General features: G+C 71.7%; 8 protein-coding genes. 3 read left to right on the forward strand and 5 right to left on the reverse strand.

Annotated features, from left to right (window positions below; all coding sequences use genetic code 11):
• Nucleotides 1-17 precede the first annotated feature (17 nt).
• The 3 genes from OG852_RS26265 to OG852_RS26275 form a co-directional block, all read right to left on the reverse strand.
• A complete protein-coding gene (locus tag OG852_RS26265; RefSeq protein ID WP_330349118.1) occupies nucleotides 18-3,854 on the reverse strand; it encodes an NACHT and WD repeat domain-containing protein in 3,837 nt (1,278 codons plus the stop codon).
• The gene (locus tag OG852_RS26270) at nucleotides 3,851-4,222 is read right to left on the reverse strand and encodes a hypothetical protein (protein WP_133911988.1); all 372 of its coding nucleotides are present in this window, start codon (nucleotides 4,220-4,222) and stop codon (nucleotides 3,851-3,853) included. The genes OG852_RS26265 and OG852_RS26270 overlap by 4 nt, the downstream gene beginning before the upstream one ends.
• Before the next feature lie 129 nt (nucleotides 4,223-4,351).
• A complete protein-coding gene (locus OG852_RS26275; protein ID WP_330351497.1) occupies nucleotides 4,352-6,346 on the reverse strand; it encodes a HelD family protein in 1,995 nt (664 codons plus the stop codon).
• Between the two features lie 355 nt (nucleotides 6,347-6,701).
• Between OG852_RS26275 and OG852_RS26280 the strand changes: the two genes are divergently transcribed.
• Nucleotides 6,702-6,884 carry a hypothetical protein gene (locus OG852_RS26280; protein WP_133911990.1) on the forward strand — a complete coding sequence of 61 codons (183 nt, stop codon included), beginning with the start codon at nucleotides 6,702-6,704 and terminating at the stop codon, nucleotides 6,882-6,884.
• 3 nt (nucleotides 6,885-6,887) lie between these two features.
• On the opposite strand, the gene OG852_RS26285 is transcribed toward OG852_RS26280, so the two are convergent.
• Nucleotides 6,888-8,531 (reverse strand): DNA repair helicase XPB, encoded by a 1,644-nt coding sequence (locus OG852_RS26285; RefSeq protein ID WP_330349119.1) that lies wholly within the window; start codon nucleotides 8,529-8,531, stop codon nucleotides 6,888-6,890.
• Nucleotides 8,532-8,662: 131 nt separating this feature from the next.
• Here OG852_RS26285 and OG852_RS26290 point away from each other — a divergent pair, with 131 nt between their 5' ends.
• A complete protein-coding gene (locus OG852_RS26290; RefSeq protein ID WP_330349120.1) occupies nucleotides 8,663-9,205 on the forward strand; it encodes a hypothetical protein in 543 nt (180 codons plus the stop codon).
• 103 nt (nucleotides 9,206-9,308) lie between these two features.
• Here the strand turns inward: OG852_RS26290 and OG852_RS26295 are convergent, their stop codons facing one another.
• Nucleotides 9,309-11,852 (reverse strand): helicase C-terminal domain-containing protein, encoded by a 2,544-nt coding sequence (locus OG852_RS26295; RefSeq protein WP_330349121.1) that lies wholly within the window; start codon nucleotides 11,850-11,852, stop codon nucleotides 9,309-9,311.
• A 150-nt stretch (nucleotides 11,853-12,002) separates the two neighbouring features.
• On the opposite strand from OG852_RS26295, the gene OG852_RS26300 reads away from it, so the two are divergent.
• Nucleotides 12,003-12,941, forward strand: a complete 939-nt coding sequence (locus OG852_RS26300; protein ID WP_330349122.1) for a hypothetical protein — start codon at nucleotides 12,003-12,005, stop codon at nucleotides 12,939-12,941.
• The last annotated feature ends 4 nt before the right edge of the window (nucleotides 12,942-12,945 follow it).

Consider the following 12,945-nt stretch of genomic DNA (forward strand, 5'->3'; position numbering starts at 1 on the left):
GTCCCCGCCGCACGTCCCTACCGCCGGGTGCATGGCGGGTCGTAGCGCAATTGAGGCATGTACGTGTGCCAGAGCGCGGGTGTCAGGAGTTCTCCCGTCGCCCGGCACACGTAGTCGATGGCAGCCCGGATGGACAGAGGCAGGACGCGTACCGTCTCCTCGCCGTCGCCGATGAACAGGAAACGTCCGTCGGGGGAGAACACGACGGCGTTGACGTAGTCGACGATCCCGGTCACCGCCTCTCCATGGGCCCGTGCGCGGCCCGTGTCATCGACGTCCCACAAGCGGATGGTCTGATCGAAGCTGCCGCTTACCAGCGTGTGTCCATCCGGGCTGAAGGCCAGGGTGTAGACGGTGTCCTTGTGGCCGGTGAGGGCGGAGCCCGCCGGAGCGGGATGCGTGCGGTCGGCGAGGTTCCACAAGCGGATCGTGGCGTCGTTGCCGGAAGCCGCGAGGAAACGGCTGTCTGGGCTGAAGGCGACTGTCTGGAGCGGGTCCGCACTCGCCTGGAGGGGGGAACCTGTGGGAGCGGGCTGCGCCGGCCGGGTGATGTCCCACAATCGGAGGCTGCCCTGGTCCGCCACGGCGGCGAGCGTGCGGCCGTCGGGACTGATGGCCAGACGGTTGATCTGGCCCGCATGGGAGTCCAACGACGGTCCGAGAGCCGAGGGGTGGGACGGATCGGAGACGTCCCACAGCTTGACCGTGCCGTCACCGTTGCCGCCTGCGAGCGTGCGCCCGTCCGGCGTGTACGCGACCGTCAGGAAGTTGTTCCGCGAGCTGTGGAGCGGTTTGCCCAGTGGCGTGGGCCTGGCCGGTCTGGTGACATCCCACAACTGGACATCGGGTCCGGCCGCGACGGCCAGGGCCTTTCCGTCGGGGCTGAAGGTGACCCAGTTGGGGTACGGGGTGTCACCGTGGATCGAAGCGCTGACCGGGTGCGGGTCGGTCGGATGTGCGACGTTCCAGAGGCGGACGGTGTTGTCCTCGGATCCCGAGGCGAGGAGATGCCCGTCAGGACTCAAGGCCACGGTGTCGACGTAACTCGTGTGTCCGGTGAGGATGGTGCGCGGGATGGTCCAGATGCGGACGGAGTGGTCGGCTCCTGCACTGGCCAGCATCCTGCCCCTCGGGTCGAAGGCCAGTGCCAGTACATGCCCACTGTGCCCATTGAGGGCCCCGCTGAAATCCCGGACATGGGTCGGGGCCGTCACATTCTCGAGCCAGATGGTGTTGTCGTCGCCGCCGTAGGCCATCAGAGGGCTAGTGGGGGAGAAAGCGACGGTATTCACCACATTGTTGCTGTATATGCCATCGAGTGGTTTCGGCTCGGCCGGGTTGGTGATGTTCCAGCGATGGGCGTTCTGATCGCTCCCGGCGGCGGCCAGTATGCGGCTGTCCGGGCTGAAGGCCACCGCCTGGGCGGAACCTTCATGCCCGGCGAAGAAGGGAATTCTTTCCGTCCGTCCGATTTCGGAGGGGTGCCGCCGGTCCGTCACCTGCCACAACCGCACCGTCGGATCAGTTCCGCCGGATGCCAGCAACTTGCCGTTCGGGCTGAAAGCCAACCCGTTCACTTCACCCGCCGAAGCCGGAAGCGGCTTTGCGACGAGATGGAGGTGACCTGGGTCGGCGGCGTCCCACAGGCGGATGTCGCCGTCGTGGCCGGCGCCGGCCAGGGTCCGTCCATCCGGGCTGAAGGCAAGTGTCTTCAGGGGCCCGTCGCCCTTGCCGGCCGCGGTGCTCAGAACGTCCGGGCTGGTGGGCCGGCTGAGATCCCACATGCGGACGGTGCCGTCCTCCCCTGTTGCCGCCAGCAGGTTCCCTCTGGGGCTGAAGGCCAAGGCCGATATCGCGCCCTGAGCGCCGCGCAGCGGGTTGCCCAGCGCGGTCGGGTGGTCGGCCCGAACGGTGTTCCACAGCCGGATGGTTCCGTCGCCGCCCCCGCTCGCCAGCAGATGTCCGTCCGGACTGAAGCCCACGGCGTTCACATGGTCCGTGTGGCCGGCCAGCACAGCGGCCAGCGGAATGTTCTGGGCGCTCAGCAGTCGAGTTCCTGTGGACGCGGCCGGAGACATCCGGTGCGCCACCAGATCGAGTTGGGCGGCGAGCGACGGGTTGCTCGCGCGTACCTGGTCGGCCTCGGCCGTGATCTCGCCGAGGATCGCGGTGTTGCGTTCGCGTTGTGCCGTGTCGCGCTGCTGGAAAGCAAGGGCGGCGGAGAGTGCGGCGAGCACGGCCAGTACCGACAGACCGGCAATGACGCCTTGGCGGATCCGGCGTGTGCGGTGACGTTGCCGTGCCGATGCGGTCAGAAAGGCGGACACCGCCGGGCCCAGCGCGCCAGTGCTCTCGTCGTCGGCCAGGGTGCGGGCCTCGTCCAGCCTGTGGCCCCGGTACAACAGCCCGGGGTCGTGGCCGGACTCCTCCCAGGCGTCTGCCGCCTCGTCCAGTCGCTGGCGGACCATGTACTGGGAGCGATGCGCCTCGATCCACTCGCGCAGACGCGGCCAGGCTCGCAACAGCACTTCGTGGGTGATGGTGACCGTCTCCTGCTCACGGGTCAGCAGCCGCCCGCGGGTGAATGCTTCGATGACCTCGGCGACTTCGTGGGAGCGTGCGCCCTCCCCCAGGAGTTCGGTGTACCGCACCGGGCGCCGCGTGTCGTGAGTGCCGTCGCCGAACTTGATCAGCCGTAGGAACACATGCTGTGCCGTCTTCCGCGCTTGGGCGTCCAGTTGGTCGAAGCAGCGGTCCGCTTCGACTGTCACGCTGTGCGCGATGCCTCCGGTTGCCTCGTATCCCTCCACGGTGAGGGCGTGACCCGCCCGGCGCAGCCAGGTGGCCCGCAGGGCGTGGGCGAGGAGTGGCAGTCGTCCGATCTCGTAGGCGTCGGCCTGGTCCGCTTCTTCGGCTTCGTCACCCGGTTCCGGTGTGCCCAGGTCGCGCATCAGGACGGGAACGAGCCCGGGTTCCACGTCCAGCCCGACCGTACGGGAGGGGTGGAGGATCGCTTCGCGCACGCCGGTCCGGGACAGCGGTCCCACGATTACCTGGTTGCGTTCCACAGCGTCCAGAAGGCGGGGATGGGCGGCACATTGGGTGTAGAAATCGGAGCGCAGGCCGAAGACGACCAAGCCGATGGGTGGCTCACCGTTGGGGCCGATGACCGTCAGGCCCAGAACCGCGTCGAGGAAGTTCCTCCGCTCGTGCTCGTCCGCGCACAGGGTGAAAAGTTCCTCCAACTGGTCGACGACCAGTACCAGGGGCCGCTGCGGGGCGGACTCGTTGCCGCCCGCCGCGAGTGCGCGGCGCAACGCGGCCGGCTGCCAGAGGGGACTGTCGGAATCGTTCTCGGAAGTCTTCCGGCCTGAGCCTGTGACGTCCGACAGGCGGCTGCGGAGGGCCGCCAAGGGATGGGCGGTCGGAGTCATCCACACGTGTGGCCAGTGCGCGGAGCCAGGAAGAGCCCCCCGTGCGAGCTCGGCCAGGAGCCCCGCTTTGAGCAGCGAGGACTTCCCGGCCCCAGAGGGCGCGACGACCACCAGTGCCCCGCCCACCGCGAGACAGGCGTCGAGCCGGACCAGCAGCTTGGCGACCAGCCTGTCCCTGCCGAAGAACCACTGGGCCTGTTCGGTGCTGAAGGCGGCCAGACCGGGATACGGGCATTCCTGCGAGATCTCGGCGGTATGCACACGCCGAGCCGATCGCACGCCGTCCTCGTAGTGCAGATGCAGGTCGCGTTCCGAGAGGTAGAGATCACGTCGTGCCTGATAGATCCTCGCCCGATCCGAGGCGTGCGCCTCCAGTCGGACCTTCTCCCGGTGCGGCGGGAGTCTGCCGGCGGCAGTCATGGCCCGTAGATGTGCTGGTCGTGTCCGGCTTGGTACACCCGGCCGTGCCCGGATGCCTCGGCTCGGAAATCGTGCGATTCGCTCCGGGTGCCGTCTGCACGGGGCAGGAGGGGAGCGATCTCCTCGTCGATCAGCCGCCGCAACTCGTCCGCCAGCGAGGGATCATCCTCGAGCAGAGCCGTCAGGCGCGCTCCCCAGGCGTCGACCATGCGGGATTCCGCTTGCCGGTCTCCCCCTCGGCGGGCCGACGTGACCCGGTTCCGGCACTCCACCAGCGCCGCATCCACCCCGTTCGCCTGTTGCGGGCGGATACGACGCCACCATGTGACGAGGGCCGTCCGGGCCTGCGTCCATGCATCCGTGGTCATGGCCCCCACCAAAGCCGTGGCGGCCGAAGATATGAGGGCGTCCATCGCCATCAACCCCGTAAGAACCTGGCTACGGCAATTATACCAATTGCTGGCGTTATGGGGCCTGTTCGTTGAATTGCGAAGAAATCACTCCTGGGTGAGCGCGGACGGCAACGGGCCCCCGTGCGCGACGATCAACCCCGACACCGCCCGGGTCAACGCCACATACAGCCGCCGCAAGCCCGTCCGCTCATCCGGCTCCCCGTCCACGACCGCCCGAGGCTCGTCCAGCACGACGTAGTCGTACTCCAGACCCTTCGCGAGCGACGCAGGAACAAGCGTCAGCCGGGTCTCGGCGGTCGTCTCCTCACCGGGGTTCAGGTACGACAGCCCCACCGACGCCAACGCCTCCGCCAGCGCCGGCACCCGGGCGTCCGCGGCGATCAGCCCCACCGACCCCTCGTGGCGCAGCAACTCCTCACAGGCGGCGACCACTTCCGCGTCCCCCGCCACCGCCCGGAGATCGAAGAAACCGGGGTTCTCCCGCACCGAGGCGACCGGTGTGAGGCCGGGAGCGATGTGCGGGAGCAGCCGGGAGGCGTACGTGATCACGTCCGTCGGGACACGGAAACCGGCCGTCAGCTCCTCGATCACGCCGTCCGACTTGCCGAGGTGGGCCAGCGCCTCGTCCCAACTCCTCGTCGCCCACGGCGTGGTGCCCTGCGCCAGATCGCCGAGGACGGTCGCGGAACCGGTGGTGCAGCGCCGCCCCACCGCCCGGTACTGCATCGGCGACAGATCCTGCGCCTCGTCGAGGACCACATGCCCCAGCGAGTGCGTGCGCTCCACGATGTCCGCCGCCTCGTCGATCAGCACCGCGTCCGCCGCCGACCACTTCGCGGACTTCACCGACCGCGCCGGCTTCGCCCAGAGGATCGTCTTCTGCTCCTCCTCCGTGAGGATCCCGTCCGCGTGCACGGCCAGGAAGTCGGCGTCCGTCAGCAGGCGCAGTACCAGTTTCGCCGGGTCGACGGGCGGCCAGACCTCCTTCACCGCCGCCTTGACCGCGCTGTTGCGGGCCACCGCGTCCTGCACCCGGTCGTCCGGAGCCTCCCCGGACCGCTCCATCTGCACCAGCACGGCATGCGCGATGCGCTGGGGCAGAGCCTCGCGGGCGGCGCCGTAGCGGATGTCCCGCCCGTCGCGGTAGCGACTGGTGTTACTGAGCAACTGGCGGACGATGTCCTCCAGTTCGTACGCCGGGACGCGCCAGCGGCGGGAGCCGCGCACGACGACGACCGGCTCGGTGGGCATCCGGACATGGGAGTAGACCGCCCGCCTCAGGACCTCCGCCATCCTCGCGTCGCCCTTGACGACCGCGGCCGCGGCGTCGTCCGTGCCGCGCACCTCGACCTGCGCGACCAGATCGTCGACGGTGGCCTGACGGACGGTCAACTCACCCAGCGCGGGCAGTACTTGCTCGATGTAGTGGAGGAAGGACCTGTTCGGGCCGATGACGAGGGTGCCGGTGCGGGCCAGTCGCTCCCGGTGGGCGTACAGGAGGTAGGCGACCCGGTGCAGGCCCACGGCGGTCTTCCCGGTGCCCGGCCCGCCCTGGACGCACACGGTCCCGCCCAGCCCGGACCGGACGATCTCGTCCTGCTCGGGCTGGATCGTCGCCACGATGTCCCGCATCGGACCGACACGCGGCCGCTCGATCTCCCGCTGGAGCAGCTTGCTGGTACGGGCCGCCTCCCGCGGGTCGGAGAGGTGCTCGTCCTCGTACGCGGTGAGGTCGCCGCCGGTGTACCCGAAGCGGCGCCGCAGCCCGACGTCCATGGGGTCCTTCTTCGAGGCCCGGTAGAACGGCTGGGAGACCGGGGCGCGCCAGTCGATGACCATGGGGTCGCCGTCGCCGTTGTGCACATGGCGCCGCCCGATGTAGAAGCGCTCGCCCTCCGCGCCCTCCGCCTGCTCGGCGCCCGGGGCGTGCAGATAGTCGAGGCGGCCGAAGAACAGCGGGGTGTCGCTCAGGTCGGCGAGGGCCTTGATGCGTTCGTCGATCTGGCGCGCGAGGACCTCGGCGTTCACCCAGTTCGCGGTGACGTCACGGATGTCGAGCGCCTCGACGTCCTCCCGCATGGCCCGCAGGGCGGCCCGGGAGGAGGTGAGGTGCGCGCGCTCGCGGCCGAGGGGGTCGTCGTGGACGGACGTGGACAAGGGGGTGCCTCCGGGCCTGCTGGAGATGGGCTACGGCGATGCCGTCCGGTTTCCGTCCGGACGACGGCACTCCGTGAAGGGAGGCGGGCAAGAGCGGAGATTTTAATGGGGCGGGGAGAGACAGGCGAACGGTTTTTCCCGCCCCCGTGCCCCGCGCCCCCTACCCCTGGCCCCTCCCCCTAGGGGAGAACGGCCTTTTTCGAGGTACTCAGGTAGTACGCCAAGTGGGGACCTGGGACCGATGCCCCCTTTATGTCTGTCGACGCACCATGGAGACATGAGTGCAGCGACCCTCACCCCAGCCCCCGGTCGCCCGTCCGGCGCGACCCCCCTGTCCGACGCCCACCGTCACCCCTTCGGCGACGCCCTGCACGCGATCAGGGTCTTCGTGGGCGCCGCCTTCGACGTGATCATCCTCGGTGAGTACGGCGAGGAGGCCGGAGTCCGCCGCAGGCGGTGACCCTCAGCCCTCCGCGAGCAGCTCGTCCGCGTCCATGATCCGGTACGCGTACCCCTGCTCCGCCAGGAACCGCTGCCGGTGCGCGGCGAAGTCCTGGTCGATCGTGTCGCGGGCGACGACCGAGTAGAAGTGGGCCTGGTGGCCGTCCGCCTTCGGGCGCAGCACACGGCCCAGACGCTGGGCCTCCTCCTGACGGGAACCGAAGGTGCCGGACACCTGGATGGCGACCGTCGCCTCGGGCAGGTCGATCGAGAAGTTCGCCACCTTCGACACCACCAGCACGCTGATCTCGCCCTCCCGGAACGCGTCGAAGAGCTTCTCGCGCTGAGCGTTGGACGTCTCGCCCTTGATGACCGGCGCCCCGAGGTGCTCGCCCAGCTCGTCCAGCTGGTCGATGTACTGGCCGATGACGAGGATCTGCTGGCCCGCGAAGCGCCGCACGATCGCCTCCGTCACCTTCCGCTTGGTCGCGGTCGTCGCACAGAAGCGGTACTTCTCCTCCGCCTCGGCGGTCGCGTACGCCAGCCGCTCCGAGTCGGTGAGGTTGACCCGTACCTCCACGCAGTCCGCCGGCGCGATGTAGCCCTGCGCCTCGATCTCCTTCCACGGCGCGTCGAACCGCTTGGGGCCGATGAGGGAGAACACGTCCGACTCACGGCCGTCCTCGCGGACCAGCGTCGCGGTCAGACCAAGACGGCGGCGGGCCTGGAGGTCGGCGGTGAACTTGAAGACGGGCGCGGGCAGCAGATGCACCTCGTCGTAGACGATGAGTCCCCAGTCCCGGGAGTCGAACAGCTCCAGGTGCGGGTAGACGCCCTTCCGCCGGGTCGTCAGCACCTGGTAGGTGGCGATGGTGACCGGGCGGATCTCCTTGCGGGTCCCGCTGTACTCGCCGATCTCCTCCTCGGTCAGCGAGGTCCGCTTCACCAGCTCGTGCTTCCACTGCCGCGCCGAGACCGTGTTCGTGACGAGGATCAGCGTGGTCGACTTCGCCTGCGCCATCGACCCCGCGCCGACCAGCGTCTTGCCCGCACCGCAGGGCAGGACCACGACCCCGCTGCCGCCGTGCCAGAAGTTCTCCACCGCCTGCTTCTGGTACGGCCTGAGCGCCCAGCCGTCCTCCGCCAGCTCGATCGGATGCGCCTCGCCGTCCACGTACCCGGCGAGGTCCTCGGCCGGCCAGCCCAGCTTCAGCAGGGTCTGCTTGATCTGCCCGCGCTCCGAGGGGTGCACCACGACGGTGTCCGGGTCGATCCGGGCGCCGACCAGCGGGGTGACCCGCTTGGAGCGCAGGATCTCCTCCAGCACCGGCCGGTCGGTCGTGGTCAGCACCAGGCCGTGCGCCGGGTGCTTGGACAGGGTCAGACGGCCGTAGCGGTCCATCGTCTCCGCGATGTCCACGAGCAGCGCGTGCGGCACCGGGTAGCGGCTGTACTGCACCAGCGCGTCCACCACCTGCTCGGCGTCGTGCCCGGCGGCCCGCGCGTTCCACAGGCCGAGCGGGGTCACCCGGTAGGTGTGGATGTGCTCGGGCGCCCGCTCCAGCTCGGCGAACGGCGCGATGGCGCGACGGCAGTCGTCGGCCTGCTCGTGGTCGACTTCCAGGAGCAGGGTCTTGTCCGACTGGACGATCAGCGGTCCGTTCACGTGGTACGCACATCCTTTCCGAGGCGGCCAAACGTCCAGTGTGCCCCATCACGCGTGCAACCCCGAGTGCGTCTTGACGGTCTTGTCGGGGGGAAGCCGTGCAGCGCGCGCGGCTCGGTGAGGAGCTCGCGGTGACTTCGGTACGCATCTGGGGACCCGGCGTCGGCGCTGTGGTGGTGCTGGTGGCGACCGGGGCGTGGGCGCGGGGGTCGAGCGGTGTGGACGCCGGCCTGTGGGACGCCGTACGGCCCGCGATCGAGGCGCGGCTCGTCGCGCAGGCGCAGGGGGACGGGGCCGGAGAGAGTGAGCCCGCGCTGAAGACGCGGTGGTTCTGCGAGGCGCAGGCGCTGGATCTCCGTCAGGACGGGGAGCACCGGGTGCGGGCCGGGGTCGACACGTTGTGTGTGGAGTACGGGGTGCGGGGTGGGGCGCTTCAGGAGTGTGCGGGGTCGCACGTTCCGCAGGTGATGCGGTTGGAGAGGGACGGCGAGGGTTATCGCGTCGTCGCGCAGGAGGAGGCGCCGGACGGGGCCGGGTACGCGGACTGGGAGAAGGACCACTTCTCGGTGTTCGCCGAGTCGCGGCTGGACGAGGCCGTGAGTTCGGCGGGGTTGGAGAGTGCGGCGCGGGTGCATTTCGGGCTGGGGGCGGATTCGGCGGTGGGGGACTGTTAGCCGTCGTTCGGCTGCGGCTCGGTCGTGGCTGGTCGCGCCCCGCGGCGGAGCCGCATATGGGTACGGCCCCGCGCCCTTGAGGGGCGCTGCTCGACCCGGCGCCTCACTCGTCCGCCAGTTCTGCCACCCCCGTGATCCGGTGCAACGGATAGGTGCGGACCTCGTCCGCCGTGTGGTCGTACGCCGTCACGAAGCCGCCCTCCACCCTCACGGGGGCGATGACGCGCTGGCTGGCGGAGCCCTCGGCGTTGACGTAGCCGATCCACAGGGCCTCGCCCGTCAGGACGGCGGCCTGCATGGTGGCGAGGGTCTCGGCGTTGCTGGTGCGGGGGAGTTCGCCGGGGGCGAGGGGGACGGCCGTGTCCGTGGGCTTGCGGGGGGCCGTGGAGGCGAGGTCGCCCGCGCGGATCGCCCGGACCGCCGCCGTCAGGAGGGTCGCGTCGGGGACCGGGGGGCCCTCGGGGACCGGCTCGGGGGCCGTGCGGGGCGGGGTGCGGTGGGCGTGGGCGCGGGTGATCAGGACGTCGCCCTCGGCGGATTCGGCGGCGGGCGCGTATCCCATCGCGCGCAGCCCGTCGAGCAGGGTGGCCGGGTCGGCCTGGGCGGCCAGCACCGTCGGGGCCAGGCGGCGCAGCCGCAGCGCGCCGGCCCGTTTGTCGGCGAGGATCTCGTTCAGCACGGTGTCGTCGTCGCAGCGGACGTACGCCGAGGCCGCGCCCACCCGCAGATGGCCGTGCCGGCGCGCCACGTCGTCGATCAGATAGGCGAGCGGCTGGGGCACGGGGGTACGGGAGTGCTGGGCGAGGAAGGCGTGCAGGTCGGAGGCGCTGCGGCCGGCGTCCAGGGCGCGGCGTACGGAGCCGGGGGTGAAGCGGTAGACGGTCGCGCCGCCCTTGGACTCCACGTCGGCGAGCACGCCCAGCACGTCGGCGAGCGGGCGTTGGAGGGGGCCCGGGGCCACGGCCGTGAGGTCCGCCTGGAGCAGGACGTGGTCCAGGGGCTCGGGCAGGAGCGGGGCCAGGAGGCGGGTGGCGGCCGCCGCGGCCACCGCCTGCTCGGGCGGGGAGAGAGGGGTGAGCGGGGCGGCCGTACGGTGGTGGTGGACCGGCAGTTTGTCGCCGGGGCCCTGGGGTTCCGGGTGTGCCGCGGGGGCGGCCGGTGAGGCGCCGATCAGGGCGCGGCCCTGGGCGGAGAGCGCGCCGCGGCCGGTCAGGCCGAGCAGTTCGGCCTCGGCGAGCGTCCAGCGGGCCAGGCGGGAGCGGAGATCGTCCTCGGTGGCGGAGGTGCGCGGTCCGCGCAGGGGGCGTTCCCAGCGCAGCCGGGCCAGTACCGCCTCCGGGTCCGGGGCGGCGCCCTCCGGCAGGGCGGCCAGCAGGGCCAGGACCCGGTGGCGCACCTCGGGGGCGGCCGAGCGGTCCAGGCCCGGGCCCAGCGCCGACAGCGCGCGTTCCTTCGCGTCCCGGCCGCCGACCACACCGGAGGTGCGGGTCGCCGCCAGCCAGGCCTCCGCGAGCCGTGTCCAGCGCTCGGCGACGGGGCGCTCCAGCCATGCGTCGTACGCCGGGGTCGCCGCGTACCGCTCGTCGGCCTCACCGTCGGAGGCGATCAGTCCCGCCGCGTACGCCAGCTCCACCCAGAACGCCGCGACCGGCTCCGGGACGTCGAGGGCGACGGCCGTCCGCTTCAGGTCCCGGACGCTCAGTCCGCCGGCCCGCAGCACCGCCGGGCCGCCCTCGTCCCAGTCCTTCAGCAGCTCCTCCACCGTGGCCAGCGCGGTGTACGCCTGTCCGGCCGCCGTGCTGTCCACAACCTGTGGACGGTGGGTGGCGGCCGGCTCCACGGCGGGCGGCAGCGGCTCCGGCGCCCGGTGCGCGCGGCCGGCCCGCAGATGCAGGGCGACCTCGCGGGGCAGGACGACCGTGCCGGGCGCCGTCGGCAGCAGCAGGCCGCGGTCCAGCAGCCAGCGCAGCCGGGGCGCCGGATCGTGCGTGACCTGGCCGTACGGCGGGCCCCACATCAGGCGCTCCAGCACCTCCAGGGACTCCGCCGGGGCCTTGGCCAGCATGGCCTTCATCTTCCTGCGGTGGGTGAAGAGCGCGGTCAGGGCGTCCACGGCCGACACCGAGTCGTGCGTGGACGGCAGGCCCACCGTCGCCACGATCTCCTGGATCCGGCCCGGCGACATCCCCGCCGTGGCCTCCCGCACACTCGGGCCGAGCCCGGTCGGGGAGGGGTGCTGCGGCGACGGGGCGAGCAGTTCACGGGCGGTGCGCACGAGACGGAGGCGGTCGTCGGCGCCCCACACCAGCGCCTGCTCGCGCAGGGCGGCGAGCGCGGCGGGCAGCGCGGCCGAGACCTCCGGGTCGCGGGCGTCCCCGGCCATCAGGCCGAGCAGTTCGTCGTACGACGACGGGTCGGCGGCCACCGCCAGCGCCTCCGCGGTCTGCAGGGCGAACCGGTCGAGCCGCTCCAGGGCGCGGACGACGGACGCGCGGGTGCCGGCGCGGGTGGCGAGCTGGGTGAGGTCGGTGGGGACCGGGGTGATGAGGTCGGGGCGGCTGCGCAGGAGGGCGGCCAGGGAGGCGTCGTCCCTGCCGCGGAGCGCTTCCGCGAGGGACCGGGGGGCCGGGTGGTCCTCGGTGCTCATCTTGCCCACGTTAGCGGGTCACCGTCTTGGGGGGCCGCGCCCCCGGGCCCCCGCGTCGGCCCTGGACGGGCCTCGTCCCGGCGCCGCCGGAGGGGCTGATCGGTGCCGGGCTGGGCCGGATCGTCGGGCTTGCGCGATAGCGTCTTCCCCGTGGGGATCGAGAGCGACCAGGTCGTCTACGAGTATCTGAGCCGCGTCGGTGACATCGCGCAGCAGCAGCAGTTGTCGTCGGCCACGCGGATGCGGCTCGTGTCCGAGTTGCGCAACGAGATCGACCGGCGCCGGTCCAAGGCGCCCGTCGACTCGCCCGCGGCCGTCCGCCGCATCATCGACCGCCTCGGCAGCCCGGACGACGTCGTCGCCGCCGCGGCCGACGGCGGCGGGGGCACGGCCCCGCAGGCGCCGACGCCCTCCGTGCCCGTCCAGCGCGACGACGAGGACCGGCCGCCACCGCCGACGACCCTGCGCAAGGTGCCCGGACCCCGGTCGGGCTCGCTCGCCGACGACGTGCGGGTGCCCGACTGGTGGCGGCGGGAGTCCGACCCCTTCGGGGCGGGCGACGAGGTCCCCGGTTTCGTCGGCGGGGTCGAGATCCCGGAGATGCTGAGGCCCCCGCAGCCGGAGAAGGAGCGGGACAAGGAGAAGGAGCAGGCGGAGCGGGAGGCCGCGGCTCCGGCGGACGAGCCCGCCGCCGAGACCGGCGCGGCGGCGAAAGGACGGCGGCGGTTTCTGCCCGCCCTGCCCGGCGGGGGCGGCTGGAGCAACCCCCTGCTGCTCCTCGCCGCGGCCGCCCTCCTCGTCGGCGCGGTGCTCGGGAAGTTGTTGCTGCTGGTCGTGGGCTGGGCCATCGCCTATCTCTCGCGCCGGCTGACCGACCGGGAGACCAAGCTGGCGGTCATGTGGCTGCCGGGACTGTCCGCCGCCGCCGGGCTGGTGTGGCTGTGGGGCCGCAGCGAGGGCCGCTGGGGCGCGCCGATCGCCGAGGGGCACATGAACGAAGCGATCGCCGGGACCTGGCCGTGGGTGGTGCGGGGCGCGGCCGTGGCGTCGGCGCTGTTCCTGGTGTGGCGCTCGCAGCGGCGGACATAGGTCG

The sequence above is a fragment of the Streptomyces sp. NBC_00582 genome, from assembly GCF_036345155.1.
Classification (GTDB): domain Bacteria; phylum Actinomycetota; class Actinomycetes; order Streptomycetales; family Streptomycetaceae; genus Streptomyces.